This is a genomic window from Terasakiella sp. 4MB5A (assembly GCF_050058155.1).
Taxonomy (GTDB): Bacteria; Pseudomonadota; Alphaproteobacteria; order Rhodospirillales; family Terasakiellaceae; genus Terasakiella; species Terasakiella halodenitrificans.
In genome coordinates this window covers 735,490-753,064 of the sequence record NZ_CP188815.1, presented here as the reverse complement: position 1 = coordinate 753,064, position 17,575 = coordinate 735,490, and the positions used below count along the sequence as shown (strand labels likewise).

The window sequence follows — 17,575 nt, the reverse complement described above, 5'->3', positions numbered from 1 at the left end:
GTTTCTACCTCGCCAAATAAACCAGCGGATACAACAGCACCCAGATTAAATCGACCATATGCCAAAAAGCACAGACGGTTTCCAGAATATCGCGGCGTGGCTTCCAAATCCCGATTCCCAACAAAATCATGCCGAAAATAACATGCAGAAAATGAAAACCCGTCATGAGGAAAAACAGCGTAAAGAACGTATCGGTTTCAATTCCGATACCTTGATCGAACTTATCGCCATATTCGATCATCTTAATAACGCCAAAGACGCCGCCCAAGGCAATGGCACCCGCCAATAATCCGCGGGTACGTTGTACAGATTTGCTTTCCACCGCAACGGCACATAAAAATCCACTGGTGATCAACACAATCGTGTTCACCCCGCCATAGACACCGTCCAGCAAGGCCTGAGATTGGCCAAAGCCAACCGGGTCCAGCATGCGCGACACCCCAAAGCTCAGGAAGAATGCGCCGAACACCAGCAATTCACTGATGATCAAAATCCACATCATCGGGTTGCCGGGCAGATCGTCTAACGCTCCCCAGCCACCGCCTTCTTCAACTTTCTCCATCTATGAGCCCTTTACCAACTGGCGATAAATTTTTGGCAAGGCCGTCGACAGTTTGGCGACATGCCCGACGATTTGATAAGATCCACGACCAAAAATATAAGGGAAATAGTCTTGTGCTTTTTGATCAACCGTCACCCCGAAAACGGTCAATCCTATTTGACGGCATTCCTGTACAGCCTTGCGGCTATCTTCGATACCGTAGCGACCTTCGTAATGATCAACATCATTGGGTTTACCATCCGTAATCACCAACAACAATTTTTGTCGATTAGGGCGTTCTGCCAAATCCTCAGCCGCCGCACGTAACGCCGCCCCGATCCGGGTATAATACCCTGGCTTCAAAGCAGAAATCCGGCGTTGTACCTTTGGACCAAAAGCCTCGTCGAAACTTTTCAGACAATCCACCCGGACATAGTCACGTTTGCGCGATGTAAAGGTATTGATCGCAAAATCATCCCCACACGCCGCCAGCCCATTACCTAAAATGGTCAGGGCTTCTTTTTCCACATCAATAACACGGTGGTTATCCAGCCAGCTATCGGTTGAAAGCGAAACATCAACCAGCAAAGAAATTGCCAAATCACGCGTTTGCATGCGACTGGATAAATAAAGGCGGTTACTGGAACGCCCGCTGGCCTTAATATCCGCACGTGCGCGCACCACAGCTTCAAGATCCAGTTCTTCCCCATCAGGTTGAGCATGCAAAACTTCACGCTTGGCCTGCAAGGCTTCGAACTGGCGCTTCACTCGGCGAATACGCCGTCTGGCGGCTTCATCCGGTGTCCAGTCTTCCCCTTCTTCCAAACCTGTTCGTATAAGAACACGGCAATGATCCTGTAAATAAATACCTTTACGATAATGCCATTCTGGCACCACCTTTTCCCCGATCAGGCGGGTTTCATCAACCTCATCACCGGGCAGGTCCAGATCCATTTTGATCTTGGTTGCGGCCTTTTTATCATGTTCACTAACCGTGACCCGTTCCAGATCGTCAATTGCCTTGACCGCTTCGTCTTCTTCTTCGTCTTCTACGTTACGGTTTACATTCAACATATCGGCAATAGACATGATCTTGTCGTAAATGTGCAAGAAAAACCCATCATCGCGGTTGGCCTGATCCAGTTCGCGGCGTTGTGATCGAAGCTTGCGATCTGTTGCCTGCTTGCGCGACATATCGCCGCCCATTTCCTGATCGCCTTTTTTAACGTTGGACATCTCGCGTTCAAGAATTTCCCCCCATAACGGGACAGGCAAAAACGGCTTATATTGCAAGACCTCATCATCAGGCAATGCACCGCCTTCAAAGATATAGGCCATTGCCGAATTTTCGGGTTTCTCACCGCCCAACAAATAAAGGACGATATCTTCAACCATATTTTCCAAAGGTGGCAGGCCTTTTTTCGGGCGCATCATACGCAACCCATAAGACAGGCGTGTCCAGATCGGACGAATACCGGGTAATTCCTGCAAAACAGAAAGCTGGACTTCATAGACCCGTTTTAAAAACATCAAATCACGATGAAAGGCATTATCCGTTTCTTCCAGCTTATCATCCGGACTGGCAGCAAAAAATGCAGACAGCCAGTAAAAAAGTTCTTTGTTCAGCTGCTTTTCAGGGAAAATATCCAACTCGATCGGCAGCATCAGGGTATGTCCGTCAAGTGTCGGGCGAATCGTTCGTTCTTCTCCCATCCCCAAACGTTGACGAAACGATAGTCGGTGGTGCGACGTTTCATTCTTCGCCGCTGCGATTTCCACACCCTTGGCACCGCCAAGACCCCGGAAAAAGACGCCAAGGGACGCACGCACCTGATCCAGTGTCACCGCAGCTTCGGGGTGGGAACCATAACTGGCCACCCCATTGCTGATGATTCTGTGCCAATGCGAGCCGACAAACTCCTCGACCTCTATGACCTCCATCCAACTCATGTTCTTTTATCCGAATGTAACGCGAACGACTTCCAGCAAGCCTTCTTTAACGTCGGGTTCATCAGTCAGTGGCTCAATCATCGCATGTAAAACGGCATCATCAATTGACATTCCGGCTTTAATCAGACTTGCGCAATAAACGATCAAACGTGTGGACACCCCTTCTTCAAGGTCCTGACCTTTCATTTCACGCAGTTTATTAGCCAAACGGACCAACGGACGCACACGGTCTTCTTCCAAACCGCTTTCACCGGCAATAATTTTTGTTTCCAATTCCAGTTCTGGGAAATCAAACTCGGCACCTAGAAAACGCTGGCGCGTACTCGGTTTCAAGGACTTCATCACATTCTGGTAACCAGGGTTGTATGAAACAACCAACATGAAATTATCCGGTGCCACCAATTCTTCACCTGTACGGTCTAACGGTAAAACACGACGGTCATCTGTAAGAGGGTGCAAAACAACAGTTACGTCTTTGCGCGCTTCTACGACTTCATCCAAATAACAAATCCCGCCTTCGCGCACGGCACGAGTCAAAGGACCATCTGTCCAAACCGTATCACCACCTTTAAGCAGATAACGCCCGGTCAAATCCGCTGCGGTTAAATCATCATGACAAGAAACCGTATAGAGCGGCAAACCGAGTCGCGCCGCCATATGGCTGACGAAACGGGTTTTCCCACACCCGGTCGGCCCTTTGAGTAACAAAGGGAGTTTATTTTTAAATGCTTGTTCAAACAAGGTGCATTCGTTGGATGCTTCAACATAATGAGGGATGGATTTTGTCATGATATTAGCTTTTTCTATTGTTAACATTTTTCCAAAAAGAAGGGCCATAAGGTTGATAATACAACCCTATAGCCCCCCATTTACCTTAAGAGAATGGCAGAATTATGCCTGTTTCTCTTTGCCCGGCAGCAGCAGTGCTACGACGATAATAACCGCACCAAGCACTACAAATACACCAGAGCCCAGACGCATCATGTAGAACAGACCAAGTTGATCTTGAACGTCCATGAAACCTTCACCCAGAACACGTTGCAGGTGAGTTTGAACCGTACCAGCGAACGTCAGAACAAATGTCATGAACGAAACCGCAGAAGTCGTGATCCAGAAGCCCCACATGTTGAGCATTTGGTTGTAAGGTGAACGGCCCAGCAGGTTCGGCAATGCATAAGTCATGATGGCAATGTTAACCATGACGTAAGCGCCATAGAATGCCAAGTGACCGTGTGCAGCTGTAATCTGCGTACCGTGAGTATAGTAGTTTACGCCGCTTAATGTATGCAGGAAGCCCCATACACCAGCACCGAAGAAGGCCATAACAGCACAACCCAAAGCCCACAGCAAAGCTGCTTTGTTCGGGTGGTCGCGACCACCTTTGTAAACCATGTAGAAAGTAAAGACGACCATCGCAAAGAACGGAATAACTTCCAAAGTAGAGAAGATAGAACCGATCCACTGCCAATAACCAGGCGTCCCGATCCAGTAGTAGTGGTGACCAGTACCCAAGATACCTGTGAACAATGTCAAAGATACGATCAGGTAAAGCCATTTTTCCACAACTTCACGGTCAACACCAGTCAGTTTGATCATCAGGAAGGCCAGAATTGATGCCATGATCAATTCCCAAACACCTTCTACCCACAGGTGAACAACCCACCACCAGAACATTTTGTCCAGTACGAGGTTTACCGGGTTGTAGAAAGCGAACAGGAAGAAGACCGCAACACCCCACAGACCGACCAACAGCACCAAAGAAACGGCTGTTTTACGACCTTTCAACACTGTCATAGTCAGGTTGAACAGGAAAATAAGAGCTACGATAACAATCGCGATTTTACCCCAAAGCGGCTGCTCAAGGAATTCACGACCACCGTGGTTACCCAACAGGTAGCTAACAACAATCGCAGCTGCGCCCAGGAAGAACGCCCAGAACTGGATAATCGCCAGCTTAGTGCTGTGCAATTCTGTTTCCGCTTCTTCCGGAACCAGATAATAAGCCGCACCCATAAAGCCCATCAACAGCCATACGATCAGCGCGTTGGTGTGAACCATACGAATAACGTTAAACGGCAGAACATCTGCCAACATGTTCGGAACCACATAGACGGCACCGGCAAGCAAGCCGAACAGCACTTGGGCAACGAACAAAACGAGGGCACCCGTAAAGTAGTAAAGTGCCACTTTTTGAGATTGATATTTCATAATAATGTCCTCAGCTTTCACCCATTAGCCCGCATCATTCGGCGGCCAGTTTTGGGTATTGATTTCACTGGTCCATTTGAAAAATTCAACCAGCCCGTCCAGTTCTTCTTCCGTCAAGTTAAACTGCGGCATTTGGCGGCGGCCTTCAACACCTGTAGGCATGGCTTTCATCCATTCTTTAATGAAATCGGCTGCCCCTGCGGCATCGTCACGTCCACCACGACGAACCCAAACGTTACCCAGTTCCGGTGCAAAATAAGCGCCTTCGCCAAGCAAGCTGTGACAGTTAACACAAGAATGCCGTTCCCAAACCTCTTTCCCAAGGGCGACTTTCTCATTCAGATTTTCCGGCTTAGAGGATTCGTCAACAAACATAACAGATTGGACGACCAACAAAGTGAAAATCGCAAAGAAGAAAATTGTTCCCCCGAAGAAAATGTTTCGAGCCGCACTAATAGTTAAGCGGTCTTTCATTTTAATCTCCATCAAACACAATATGGCGGAAGCGCCCCCTCAGGTACAACTTCAACCTATGCTGAAATCTAACTAAGCATACCTGATAGGTAATTGAGGTTGGTCAAAACTCACATCGTTTGACCATTTAAGACAAGATAAACACTATCTTTTCGTTTTATCCTCCCCTATCATCTTATAAAAATCACGTTCGTTACTCAGAGACACGTTCACAAGATGGCTTCGTATTTGAAAAAAGGGAATAAAATCGGGAAAAAGCTGATGGCGCTTATCATTGCGTTCAGCTCTTTGATTACCTTTTTCATAACAGCTGTTCAGTTGTTTTTAGATTATACTGAACAACGCAATGATCTGGACGTTACACTTAATAATGTGACGGTAAATGTCCCAACAATCTCAGGAAGTGTTTGGAGCTTCGACGAGGAACAGATTCTTTTATCATTGGAAGGCTTGGTAAACCTTCGCAATATCGAGCATGTTGTCGTTAAAACCGAAAATGGGAAAAGTGCATGGGAAGCAGGCACCCCAAAATCCGAGCATGTGGTCGAACGTTCCTATCCCCTGATTTATGATAAACGCGGCGAACAGGTAAACATTGGGAGCCTCAATGTTGTTGCCAGTCTCGATGAAATTTACGAGCGCGTTCTGTCAAAAGCACTCGGCATTTTATTAAGCAACGGTGTCAAAACATTCTTTGTCGCCATGTTCATGTTTGCCATCTTCTATCGACTCGTTGCGCGCCGATTAAGTTCCCTTGCTGAAAAAGTCGAGAGCATCACAGAGGAACTGGCCCAATCGGACATTGACGGACTTTACGAACACGATCCAAAAGACGACGAAATTCAGTCTCTGCGCAAAAGCTTTGATCATATGGGTGATAAGCTGCGTGCGACGTTCAACACATTGGCAGACACCAATAAAAGTCTGCAACATGCGTATGAAGAAGTCCAGACCATCAATTCTCAACTGGAATTGCGCGTCCATGAACGCACCCAACATTTGAGCCAGGAAATCATCGAACGCGAATATGTGCAGCAGTCCCTCAAAAACAGCGAACAACGCTTGCGCGATATCGCCGAATCGGCCTCAGACTGGTTTTGGGAAACGGGTGAGAATCACTGCTTCACCTATGTGTCCAGTCGTTGCTATGAAGTCACTGGCCTTTCTCAAGAAGATATTCTGGGCAAGCAACGCCATGCACTTGCCGCCTATCTCTCTCCTGATTATGAACCCGATATATGGGAAGCCTATGACGAAATTCTCAGGAATGAATTACCGCTTGAAGATTTCCGCTATCGTTTAAAAACCCGTAACGGAAATATTCGCGTTATCGAATTAAGCGGGTGCCCCTACTACGACACCAACGATCAATTTATGGGATATCGCGGTGCCGCGCGTGACGTGACAGATCAGGTTCACTATCAGGAACAACTGCAAAAAGCCAAAGAAAAGGCTGACGTCGCCAGTAAGGCCAAAAGCGAATTCATCTCCAGTATGAGCCATGAATTACGCACACCACTCAACGGCATCCTTGGATTTGCACAACTTTTGGTCATGAACCCGAAAAAGGTCCTTGATAAACAACAAGCCCTTTACGTCGATCAAATTCTCGGCGCCAGCAATCATTTGCTTACCTTGATCAACGAAATTCTCGACCTTTCAAAAGTTGAAGCCGGTAAAATCAATCTGAATATGGAAGTGATTTCCCCGATCGATAGCATAAACGACAATATTGATTTATTGGAAGCTGCGGCCCGAGATTATGAAGTCACCATTTCCACAAACTACGATAATATCCCCGCAGGCATACAAATCATTGCGGACGTGACACGCTTCAGTCAGGTTTTGATGAATTTATGTTTTAATGCTATTAAATATAATCGCCCACAAGGCCGTGTGGACATATCACTCAGCGTTGAAAAGAAACGTTGGTTACGGATTAATGTTACCGATACCGGCAACGGATTGACGTCAGACCAAATCGATCAACTTTTCACCCCCTTTAACCGCTTGGGGGCGGAAACCACTGATACAGAAGGAACGGGTGTCGGCCTGTCCATTTCCCAAAAACTGGTTCATTTGATGCAAGGGCAAATCGGTGTTGAAAGTACACCGGGTGTCGGCAGTACATTCTGGTTTGAATTTGAAATCGTTCAAGCCAGTCCCCTTCAACATCAAGAAGGCACGACCACTTTTTCCCTGAATAATCAAAGAGTGGAACTCCTGCCTTGTCGGGTTCTCTATGTAGAAGATAACCCTGAAAACATGATGCTGGTCAGAGAAATCTTTGATAAATTTGAACATACCGAATTGTTGGAAGCTCCGACAGCAGAAGCAGGGCTTGAACTCGCATCGACAAACCAGCTTGACCTAATTCTCATGGACTTGAACCTACCCGGCATGGATGGATTTGAGGCCCTGAAAATATTAAAACAAAATAAAGAAACCAAGGACATACCTGTCTTTGCTCTCAGCGCCAATGTCCACCCGGACACCATACGGCGCGGCATAGAAGAGGGTTTCCAAAGTTTTCTGACCAAGCCCGTAGATATTCTGGCCTTGATCAAAACGGTTAATTCAGTACTGAATGTATAAAGGGGGGAGAAAACTATGATGTTGTTTTTGAGATTGATGCTCATCGCTTCATTTTGCAACGCAATCGTCTTTCTGGAGGCACAAGCCGCACCGGAAAAAATTGAATATGCCTATCCGGATATTTCCGTCTGGACAACACAACGCGATGCTGATGGTAAACTGAAAAACCCATTGGTCCGCCTTGCCCAACCGTTGTTTGAAAAAGCAGGCATTCCCTGGCAAGCAAAGGATTATCCCGCCAAACGTATGTTCGCAAACCTTCGTGAAGGCGTGTCCAAGTTTTCCATGTTGGTTAATGCACCCTCTATTTTACAAGACTGTTGTCTCGTCAGCAAAGACCCGGTTGCCGTTGTTGAAATTCGCGTTTTTCATAAACAGGGAACCCCGACCATCACATCATTAGATGACCTGAATGGCAAAAGCGTGATTACGATCCGAGGATATAGCTATGCCGGAACGCTGAAATACATTCAGGAAAAAGAAAATAAAATTCAAAACTACCCCGCACCCAATCACGCAGCGGCTTTCTCAATGTTTGCAAACGGACGCGCTGATTATGTTCTGGACTATGCCTTTCCTGCCGCGGAAATCCTTGAGAAATCCCCGATTGAGGATATCGCCTTTAGTACATTAAAAAAGACCAACGTCTATTTGATTTTACATAAAAGCTACCCGGATGCAGAAAACGTTATGGCACGCCTCGAAGAAATCGCCAAAACATTGGATAAAGAAGAATTCCTCAATGCACCGGATATAACACCGGTTATGAATTAATACTAAAACGCTCACGATACCGGCCTGCCTTCAGGCCGGTTATCTCTTTGAAAACTCGACTAAACGCCGACGGATCTTTGTATCCGACACGCCAGGCGACCTCACCGATGGGTAGGCGTGTGCGTTCCAACAAACCACGTGCCTTTTCTATCCGTAAATTTTGTAAATAGATCGTCGGCGTTAATCCTGTCGCCGCCTTGAAACGTCGCAAGAACGTCCGCGCCGACATACGGGCTTGTCCCGCAAGACCTTCCACGCTGACCTCATCGGGGTAGTTTTTTTCCAAAGTGTGCTGTACCGATAAAATGGAAGGATCCCCATGGGTCAAAACCGGACGAAAACTGCGATAATTTTTCTGTTCCCGCCCACTGGGATCAATCAATAAATGGCGCGCGGTTGCACTCGTGATTTGCTGCCCCAAATAACGAGTCACCACAAATAATCCCAAATCAACCCATGCCATCAAACCACCGGCACTGACGATATCATGGTCATCAATTAAAATATGTTCACTGTTAACCTCTGCCTTGGGAAACTGACGTTGCAAATCTTCTTCCAGTAACCAGTGTGTTGTGACCGGACGCCCATCCAAAAGCCCGCTAGCCCCCAACCAGAACGCCCCGGCGCATATGGAACAAACCGTTGCGCCTTGCCCATGCTCTGCCTTGATCCAATCAAGTATCCCTTGATCATCATAACGACGATTTCGCGATAAACTTGGTGGTAATATTATTGTGTCACAAAAGGGAAGGTCCCGTTTTTTAAGATCATCCCCCGAAAGAATACGAACATCCAACTGCCCCCCGGCCTGCGCTGCGCTATTGCGATTTGCGACCTCAAATAAATCAGCCAGTCCCAAAACAGCTGCCTGTTGCGCATCGGGATAGGCGAGAATTGCAATTGACGTTTTACGAGATACCTCTTTCATTTGGCGAATATAGCATAAAAAATGTCATTTTCGCCAATTTCATTTCTTTTCAAATCGCTGAATAATCAGAACAGTTCATATACAGGAGATCACAATGACAAAAACGGCTCTTATCCTCATTGATATTCAAAATGACTATTTCCCAAACGGTGCCTTTGAATTGCATGAAATGGAACAGGCTGCCCAAAATGCGAAAATGCTTTTGGAAAACTTCCGCCAAGCGGGTTCCCCGATCTTTCACATTCGTCACGAAAGCCTTGCTAAAAACGCCCCATTCTTTTTACCGGATACAGATGGCGCACAAATTCATGCCAGCGTCGCCCCACAGGCAGGCGAAACCGTCATTTTAAAACATCGCCCCAACAGTTTCTTTGAAACGTCCTTACTGGACAGCATAAAAGCCCAGAACATCGATACTTTAATTGTCTGTGGTGCGATGAGCCAAATGTGTGTTGAAGCCACAACCCGCGCAGCGGTCGATTTTGGTTTCACCGTAACGGTCATTGAGGATGCCTGCGCCGCCCGCGCCCTGACGTTTAAGGGGGAAACGGTTTCCGCCCCGCAGGTGCATGCCTCTTTCATGGCGGCACTTGGTATGAGTTATGCCCGTATCTTATCGACTGAGGACTTTCTCAGCGCGTAATAAAAAAGGCCTCGTCTACACCGACGAGGCCTTTTTTCATAATCAGATCATGTTCTTAAGCGGCGTTGATTTTTTCCAACGCCTGACCGCGAACGGTACGATCATAATCTTCCACCAATTGGCGTGAAATATCGCCCGGTGTAAATTTATATTCACCGATTTCAGCAACCGGGGTGACTTCTGCCGCTGTCCCTGTCAGGAAACATTCTTCAAAATCACCCAACTCGTCCGGCATGATCACACGTTCAACGATTTTATACCCACGGTCTGTTGCCAAACCAATCACGGTACGGCGGGTAATCCCGTCAAGGAAACAATCCGGTGTCGGTGTGTGGATTTCACCCGCTTTATTCACAAAGAAAATATTGGCACCGGTTGCTTCGGCAACCTGTCCGCGCCAATCCAGCATCATCGCATCATGATAACCACGGTCTTCGGCCGCGTGTTTCGACAATGTACAGATCATATAAAGGCCTGCTGCCTTGGAACGGCTCGGCGCTGTTTCCGGGTTCGGACGGCGGTAAATCGCATTATCCAGACGAATGCCTTTCATGCGGGCTTCCGGGTCGAAATAAGACGGCCATTCCCACGCCGCAATAGCCAGATGGATGGTATTTTTCTGTGCAGAAACACCCATCATTTCAGAACCACGCCAGGCAACCGGACGGATGTAACCATCCACAATATTGTTTTCGTCCACCACCTTTTGAGTCGCCGCATCAATTTCTTCCACTGTAAAGGGAATTTTAAAACCGAGAATTTTGGCAGATTCGACGAGACGCTGACTATGTTCCGTCAATTTGAAGATTTTCCCGCCATATACGCGGATACCCTCAAAAACAGAAGATCCATAGTGCAGGGCATGGGAAAGAACATGAACCTTGGAATCGCGCCAAGGGATCATTTCGCCATCATGCCAGATCGTACCGTCACGGTCGTCAAACGAAAGGTTGGACATGGTTTTTCTCTTCTTTTGTAACAAAGTTGCTTTTATGCAGGGTTTTGCATAAATGATGTTGCCACTATTAGCTCGTTCTGGCATATATGTCAACATTACTGACGTAGTTTAAAATAATTTGAAAAATGTCCGATATCAAAAGACGCGCCAATCCTTTGTTTTTACGAGAAGAAGAACTTCGCCTTGCGATGGAACTTCTCTTTTTTGCCTACCGTGACTTTACCGGGGAGGCGGACGGCATTCTCGAATCGTATAATTTTGGGCGTGCCCATCACCGTGTCATTTATTTTGTCGGACGCGAGCCCGGCATGTCAGTCAAAGACCTGCTTCATATTTTATCCATTACCAAACAAAGTCTATCGCGCGTCCTCAGTCAATTGGTCGATGAAGGCTTCATTGAACAGCGCACAGGCGTAAATGACCGCCGCCAACGTCTGTTGTACCTAACGACCAAAGGCCAGAAGCTGGAACAGCAGCTTTCAAAAAGCCAAAGTCGCCGCATTGCCGAAGCGTATCGTTTAGCAGGGGCCGATGCCGTTGACGGGTTTCGTAAGGTCTTGATGGGTATCACAGACGAAAAAGAACGTTTTGCCCAACTCAATGATGATCTACAGGATTGATTTTGATTTAAACGGGCGCGGTGCGGTGGCATACTGTCGCCCATGATGAACGAACAACCTCATATTCTCGTTGTCGATGATGATGAACGCCTGCGCCGATTGCTGAAAAAATTTCTCAGTGAAAACGGCTTTAACGTCAGCATCGCACAAGACGCACAAGATGCCCGCAATAAATTGGGATTGCTGGAATTCGACCTGATTGTGCTGGATTTGATGATGCCGGGGGAAAGCGGTCTGGACTTTGCCCATGATTTTAAATCATCCAACGATACGCCGATCTTAATGCTTACCGCCATGAGCGAAGGTGAAGATCGAATTTCCGGTTTGGAATGCGGGGCAGAAGATTACCTGACCAAACCGTTTGAACCGCGTGAACTGGTATTGCGCATCAACAATATTTTAAAACGGGTCGTGCGCAGTGCCCCACAGGACCAGACAGATCTGATCCAACTGGGTGCGTTGGTCTTTGACAGTCAACGCCATATTTTAAGCCGCAATGGCGAGCAAATTCATTTAACTGCATCCGAGGCCAGCTTGCTTGTCATTCTTGCTGAAAACGAAAATGAAGTCCTCAGCCGGGAACAACTGGCGGAGCTGTCCGGCATTGCCGGAAATGACCGGACCATTGATGTACAGGTCACCCGCCTACGCCGCAAAATCGAAATCGATCCAAAAATGCCACGTTATCTGCAAACCGTACGTGGTCAGGGTTACGTCCTGCGACCGAGCTAAATCAACATCATGGACACAATGATCAAGAAAATATTACCGCGCAGCCTCTTGGGGCGTTCCCTGATGATCTTGGTGGTTCCATTGGTCCTGCTACAAGTTATCTCCGCCTTTATTTTCTATGAAGCCCATTGGGACAAAGTCTCAAAATATCTGGCACGTGGCCTTGCCGGTGATGTCGGGGCCATTGTGGATATGATCCGTAACGATCCCAGCGAAGACGGACTGGCCCGCACGTTTCTTATTTCCAGACAACGGTTCAATATGGCGGCCAGTTTGCGCAAAGGCGAAATCCTTGCGAATAATGCAAATATCGTTGAAGGCAGCATCCCTGACCCCTTTTTGCTCTCTGCACTGGATGAACGCGTTGGCTTGCCCTACCACATTCTTGCCCCGGCAGATAAAAAGACCCTGACCATCGAAGTCCAACTCAGTGATGGTGTATTGTCCGTCACGGCCCTACGCAAACGCCTGTTCAGTTCAACCACCTATGTTTTTGTCTTGTGGATGGTCGGCAGTTCCATGCTGTTATTTGGTGTTGCCATTATTTTCATGCGCAATCAGGTCCGCCCTATCCGACGACTGGCACAAGCAGCAGATGCTTTTGGGAAGCGCCAAAATGTTGAACGTTTCAAACCTGAAGGGGCACGCGAAGTTCGACAGGCGGCAACCGCTTTTTTAAAAATGAAAGCCCGGATTGAACGCCAAATTGAACAACGCACACATATGCTGGCCGGTGTATCCCATGACTTGCGTACCCCTTTAACCCGCATGAAACTGCAACTCGCCATGATGGGTGAGGAAGAGGACATTAAAGATTTACGCGACGACATTCAGGAAATGGAACACATGTTGGAGGGCTATCTGGATTTTGTGCGTGGCGAAGGCGAGGAAGAACCCGAAGACACCAATATTTCACAAATTCTGGCATCCGTTGTACAAGGCATAAAACGCAAAGATATCCCCATCGACTATCAAAGCACCGAGGATATTTACCTGCAAGTCCGGCCCAATGCATTCAAACGGTGTGTAACAAACTTAGTGGAAAATGCGGGAAGATACGGCACTCATATCTGGTTGAGTATTGAGCTGCGTAACGATAGCGTTGAAGTGAGCGTTGACGACGATGGCCCCGGCATCCCCGAAGATATGCGCGAAGAGGTTTTCAAACCTTTCTTTCGACTTGATAAATCACGCAATATCCAAACAGGCGGGGTTGGCCTTGGGCTGTCTATTGTCCGTGATGTTGTGCGTGCACATGGGGGAGATATTCAACTGGCAACCTCCCCACAAGGCGGTCTGCGTGCACGCTTGCGTTTTCCTGTTTAGAAAACGCAATCTTATTTAGCGGCGCTGATCCTGAATCGCGTTGAACTTACCATCAGCAAGTAGCGCAATATCAGAACGGGTCATGCCCAAGTCTTTCAATTCACGATCACTCATGATGTTCATTTCGTAGCGAATACGGTGACGTTCTTTTAATTTTGAGAATTGTGCAATGACAAAGTCTTCAAAACGGGTCAGCAATCCACCTGTCAATTCGACATGGCGGCTACCGTATGACGTAATCGGATAAGGTAAACTCATAGAACTCGTCTCTCTCTTGTTTGTAATATTTCCAGTTCCTATTACGCAGAGATAGGGTCTATTGTTCGCAATCGCAACTACATTTTGTGCATTGCAGCATTACCATCTTTGCATAGCTCAAACGCCATGCATGTTAAGCCATTGAATTGCTTCACCCGGACAATTGACATAATCTGTTGGTTCTTGCGGAGGGCGCCGCACCATGATAACGGAAGCCCCCTCTAAACGGGCAGCTTCAAGCTTTGCACGTGTGGCTTCGCCCCCGCTGTTTTTGGAAACGAGCAATCGAATCTGCTTGTCACGGATTAATTGGCGCTCCCCTTCCACTGAAAAAGGTGGATGTGCAATAACGCATTCATATTTGACAAGTGGCAATTTTCCCGCCGGTTCCTTTACCATGCGCACAACCATCTCTACGTCATTAATGCCCTCAAAGGCCGACAACTCTTTTACTCCGATTGTTAAAAAGGTTTTCACACCGAAAGCCGCAACCTGACGGGCAGCCTCTTCCATATCGGATACATCCAGCCAACGATCCCCAATTTGTGCACGCCATTCATCACGCCACAGGATTAAAAACGGAATTTCCAGATCCTGTGCCGCCACATAAGCATGCATGGATATTTTTTCTGCAAAGGGATGGGTTGCATCAATCAGATGTGTAAAGTTATTTTCTTTAAGATAATTAATCAGACCCGATGGCCCCCCGAAACCGCCAACGCGAATTTCACAAGGTAAGTCTGGCTGGTGCCCTGTCACCCCGGCATAGGAAATCACGACCTCAAGCTTATTGCCAAAAACATCAACCGCTTGTCGGGCCAATTGCGCAGCCTCCCCGGTTCCCCCAAGGATCAATAACTTTTTATTCGGCATGTCCTACGATATCTCCAAAACGATTGATCGCAATGATCTCGATATGACAATGACCGGAGACAACAGCTTGTGCAACTTCTTTGGCGCGACAGGCAACCAAATCCCCCAACGCGATATTATGGTCATGTGCCAGCATCAAAACTTCCAAAGCCGTATTGGCGTTGCGGCTTTGGTTTTGCAAATCTTCATCGCCACCGGCTTCTTTCATCCATTGTGCCAGACGATCAAAATCAAGACGCGATCGTGAGGAATGCAAGTCCATCTCGCCTTGTGCCAATTTGCACAATTTTGCGAATCCGCCACACAGGGTTAATTTATCAATCGGTTTTTGCCGGATGTATTTTAAAACACCACCGGCAAAATCTCCCATATCAATCAGCGCACTTTCTTCCAACCCATATTTTGCCACCACGGTTTTTTCCGATGTTGATCCGGTGGTTGCTGCCATATGCCCAATCCCCAAGGCACGCGCCACATCAATACCGCGATGGATGGAATGAATCCATGCCGCACAAGAATAAGGCACCACAATTCCGGTTGTCCCCAAAACGGACAAGCCGCCAAGAATACCAAGGCGCGGGTTCATGGTTTTTTGCGCCAGTTCCTCCCCCTTGGTGATGGAAATAGTGACAATCACATCAGGGTTTTCTTGAACTTCATTTAAATTATCCGTGATCATCTGACGCGGCATGGGATTAATCGCCGGTTCCCCCACCGCCAGCGGCAATCCCGGTTTCGTTACCACGCCAACCCCGGCACCATTTTTAAACACAATGCCGTCGCCTGGTTTCCCTCTTTCAACATGCACGACAATTTCAGCCCCGTGGGTGATATCCGGGTCATCCCCCGCATCTTTAATCACCGCAGCCCATGCGGATTGTTCATTTACCCCCTGACGGTTCAGACAAAAAGACGGGGTCTGGCCTTTGGGCAAGCGGATTTGCACAGGATCGCAAAATTCACCTGTCAATATCGCACCATAGGCCGCACGTGCCGCAGCGGTTGCACAGGCACCTGTCGTCCATCCTTTTCTGAGTTCTTTTTTATTCATAATCACAAAATAACCATTTTCTGAGGTTTGTCATCGTCTGCTTTTTGGAGTATCACAAGAACATGGAAAATTTGACACAGATATCATTCCCCGAGTTTCAAACTGGCAGCGTCTGGCTGGTTGGTGCCGGACCCGGTGATGTAAAACTTTTAACGCTTTATGCCTATCACGCGCTGCAACAAGCTGACGTCATTGTACATGATGCCTTGGTTGCCCCGGAAATACTGGCCCTTGCCCCTTCCTCCACGGTTTTGGAAGGTATGGGTAAACGCGGCGGCAAAGCCTCCCCTAAACAGCATGAAATCACCCAACGTTTGATCGAACTGGCTGGGCAAGGCAAACGGGTCTTGCGTTTAAAAGGCGGCGACCCGTTCGTCTTTGGCCGTGGCGCCGAAGAAGCCCTGCCGATCCTGAAAGAAAATATCCCGGTGCGCATCGTCCCCGGTATTAGCGCCGGCATTGCAGGCAGTGCCTATGCCGGGATTCCGGTTAGTGACGGACAATCCAATCAGGTCATCAGTTTCGTCACCGGGCATGATACATCCGGTCAAGTCCCCGCCGTCAACTGGAAAGCCCTTGCCGATAGTTCCCCGGTAATTGTCTTTTATATGCCGATCAAACATATCGATAAAATTCAGCGCGAATTGTTAAATGCAGGGCGAAAACCGGATGAATTGATATCTGTCATTTCCAACGCAACCACATCTGCGCAACAAGTACTCGAAACCACTTTGGAAAATTGCGCTTTAGATTTAGAAAGCTCTAATGTAAGATCGCCTGCAATTATGGTTGTCGGTCCAACGGTTGGTTTTCGGACGCAATTGATGAATTGTTTTAACTAGGTTGTAAACTGATGGAATCTGAACTGCTTCTTATGACAATGCTGCAAGCGGGCTTGGCCCATTGCACGGTTGTTGTCGAAGATAACGGCAGTTTGCTTATTAGCCTGTTTATGGCAGGTCTTGTCGGAAGCGCAACGCATTGTGTCACCATGTGTGCCCCTTTTGTCCTTTCCCAAGTTACAACCCGATTGGAACATATTCCCCTTTCCCAGATGTCGGAATTCAAACGGATCAGCGGATCAGCTCTGCTGCCTTATCATCTGGGGCGCATGACAACTTATATTATCTTGGGTTTTTTTGTTGGATTGCTTGCCCAAGGGGCCATTCAGTTCAGTGGAATGAAATGGATTTCTGCCGGATTATTACTGTTTGCCGCCCTTTTCTTTTTAGGCTACGCCCTGAAACGATTAGGCATCAGCTTTCCCAACATGCCCTTTTTCGGCACACAAAGCCAACGTGAAAAAAGTGCGCTTTCTGATAAACTGGGACAAATCCTTAAACCATTTTTTGCACGCCCAACCGGATTAAATGGTTATTTTTTAGGGATCGGTCTTGGCTTTTTGCCTTGTGGATTGTTATATGGTGCCTTGGCTGCCGCCGGGGCCACAGGTGATTTTGTTGCTGGTGCATTTGGCATGGCTGCCTTTGCACTAGGAACAGTGCCGAGTTTGATGGTCGTCGGGTTTGCCGGTCATCTTGCCGGACAAAAATGGCAACAGATCGTCACCGATCTTGCCCCAATGCTTTTGATTATCAACGCCGGTGTTTTGGCCTATCTGGCCTATACATTGGTGATCTAACA

Annotated in this window: 18 protein-coding genes; 8 read left to right on the top strand and 10 right to left on the bottom strand. The window is 47.6% G+C overall.

Features of this window, described 5'->3' with window-relative positions; translation table 11 throughout:
* Positions 1-4: 4 nt before the first annotated feature.
* From ACI0FF_RS03665 to ACI0FF_RS03645, 5 genes are all read right to left on the bottom strand, one after another.
* On the bottom strand, positions 5-562 hold the full coding sequence (locus ACI0FF_RS03665; protein ID WP_419798784.1) for a cytochrome c oxidase subunit 3 family protein: 558 nt from the start codon (positions 560-562) through the stop codon (positions 5-7).
* Complete coding sequence (locus ACI0FF_RS03660; RefSeq protein ID WP_419798783.1) at positions 563-2,491, bottom strand: nitric oxide reductase activation protein NorD; 1,929 nt, start codon at positions 2,489-2,491, stop codon at positions 563-565. It lies immediately after the preceding gene.
* Between the two features lie 6 nt (positions 2,492-2,497).
* Positions 2,498-3,280, bottom strand: a complete 783-nt coding sequence (locus ACI0FF_RS03655; protein ID WP_419798782.1) for a CbbQ/NirQ/NorQ/GpvN family protein — start codon at positions 3,278-3,280, stop codon at positions 2,498-2,500.
* 102 nt (positions 3,281-3,382) lie between these two features.
* Positions 3,383-4,699, bottom strand: a complete 1,317-nt coding sequence (locus ACI0FF_RS03650) for a cbb3-type cytochrome c oxidase subunit I (protein ID WP_419798781.1) — start codon at positions 4,697-4,699, stop codon at positions 3,383-3,385.
* A gap of 24 nt (positions 4,700-4,723) precedes the next feature.
* The gene (locus ACI0FF_RS03645; protein WP_419798780.1) at positions 4,724-5,173 is read right to left on the bottom strand and encodes a c-type cytochrome; all 450 of its coding nucleotides are present in this window, start codon (positions 5,171-5,173) and stop codon (positions 4,724-4,726) included.
* Positions 5,174-5,434: 261 nt separating this feature from the next.
* Here ACI0FF_RS03645 and ACI0FF_RS03640 point away from each other — a divergent pair, with 261 nt between their 5' ends.
* Together ACI0FF_RS03640 and ACI0FF_RS03635 are read left to right on the top strand one after the other, a co-directional pair.
* Positions 5,435-7,768 carry an ATP-binding protein gene (locus tag ACI0FF_RS03640; protein ID WP_419798779.1) on the top strand — a complete coding sequence of 778 codons (2,334 nt, stop codon included), beginning with the start codon at positions 5,435-5,437 and terminating at the stop codon, positions 7,766-7,768.
* A gap of 15 nt (positions 7,769-7,783) precedes the next feature.
* Entirely contained in the window at positions 7,784-8,542 is a 759-nt protein-coding gene (locus tag ACI0FF_RS03635; RefSeq protein WP_419798778.1) for a substrate-binding periplasmic protein, read from the top strand.
* Here ACI0FF_RS03635 and ACI0FF_RS03630 read toward each other — a convergent pair.
* Entirely contained in the window at positions 8,532-9,470 is a 939-nt protein-coding gene (locus ACI0FF_RS03630; protein ID WP_419798777.1) for a GlxA family transcriptional regulator, read from the bottom strand. The two genes, ACI0FF_RS03635 and ACI0FF_RS03630, sit on opposite strands and share 11 nt — an antisense overlap.
* Positions 9,471-9,564: 94 nt before the next feature.
* Here ACI0FF_RS03630 and ACI0FF_RS03625 point away from each other — a divergent pair, with 94 nt between their 5' ends.
* Entirely contained in the window at positions 9,565-10,113 is a 549-nt protein-coding gene (locus tag ACI0FF_RS03625) for a cysteine hydrolase family protein (RefSeq protein WP_419798776.1), read from the top strand.
* A gap of 55 nt (positions 10,114-10,168) precedes the next feature.
* On the opposite strand, the gene ACI0FF_RS03620 is transcribed toward ACI0FF_RS03625, so the two are convergent.
* Positions 10,169-11,071, bottom strand: a complete 903-nt coding sequence (locus ACI0FF_RS03620) for a branched-chain amino acid aminotransferase (protein ID WP_419798775.1) — start codon at positions 11,069-11,071, stop codon at positions 10,169-10,171.
* A 125-nt stretch (positions 11,072-11,196) separates the two neighbouring features.
* Here ACI0FF_RS03620 and ACI0FF_RS03615 point away from each other — a divergent pair, with 125 nt between their 5' ends.
* The 3 genes from ACI0FF_RS03615 to ACI0FF_RS03605 are packed head-to-tail and all read left to right on the top strand — an operon-like array spanning position 11,197 to position 13,749.
* Positions 11,197-11,691: a MarR family winged helix-turn-helix transcriptional regulator gene (locus ACI0FF_RS03615; RefSeq protein WP_417831256.1), complete on the top strand. Its 495-nt coding sequence runs from the start codon at positions 11,197-11,199 to the stop codon at positions 11,689-11,691.
* A 42-nt stretch (positions 11,692-11,733) separates the two neighbouring features.
* Positions 11,734-12,423 (top strand): response regulator, encoded by a 690-nt coding sequence (locus ACI0FF_RS03610; RefSeq protein ID WP_419798774.1) that lies wholly within the window; start codon positions 11,734-11,736, stop codon positions 12,421-12,423.
* A gap of 18 nt (positions 12,424-12,441) precedes the next feature.
* Positions 12,442-13,749, top strand: a complete 1,308-nt coding sequence (locus ACI0FF_RS03605) for an ATP-binding protein (protein ID WP_419798773.1) — start codon at positions 12,442-12,444, stop codon at positions 13,747-13,749.
* Positions 13,750-13,764: 15 nt separating this feature from the next.
* Here ACI0FF_RS03605 and ACI0FF_RS03600 read toward each other — a convergent pair whose 3' ends face one another.
* From ACI0FF_RS03600 to ACI0FF_RS03590, 3 genes are all read right to left on the bottom strand, one after another.
* Entirely contained in the window at positions 13,765-14,007 is a 243-nt protein-coding gene (locus tag ACI0FF_RS03600) for a DUF1127 domain-containing protein (RefSeq protein WP_419798772.1), read from the bottom strand.
* A 117-nt stretch (positions 14,008-14,124) separates the two neighbouring features.
* Positions 14,125-14,880, bottom strand: coding sequence for a cobalt-precorrin-6A reductase (locus tag ACI0FF_RS03595; protein WP_419798771.1), 756 nt, complete (start codon positions 14,878-14,880; stop codon positions 14,125-14,127).
* Positions 14,870-15,931: a cobalt-precorrin-5B (C(1))-methyltransferase gene (locus ACI0FF_RS03590; RefSeq protein WP_419798770.1), complete on the bottom strand. Its 1,062-nt coding sequence runs from the start codon at positions 15,929-15,931 to the stop codon at positions 14,870-14,872. Before ACI0FF_RS03590 ends, ACI0FF_RS03595 begins: the two co-directional genes overlap by 11 nt.
* A gap of 62 nt (positions 15,932-15,993) precedes the next feature.
* On the opposite strand from ACI0FF_RS03590, the gene cobA reads away from it, so the two are divergent.
* Both cobA and ACI0FF_RS03580 read left to right on the top strand, forming a co-directional pair.
* A complete protein-coding gene (cobA, locus tag ACI0FF_RS03585) occupies positions 15,994-16,773 on the top strand; it encodes a uroporphyrinogen-III C-methyltransferase (protein WP_419798769.1) in 780 nt (259 codons plus the stop codon).
* Positions 16,774-16,784: 11 nt separating this feature from the next.
* Positions 16,785-17,573 (top strand): sulfite exporter TauE/SafE family protein, encoded by a 789-nt coding sequence (locus ACI0FF_RS03580; protein WP_419798768.1) that lies wholly within the window; start codon positions 16,785-16,787, stop codon positions 17,571-17,573.
* Positions 17,574-17,575 lie beyond the last annotated feature (2 nt).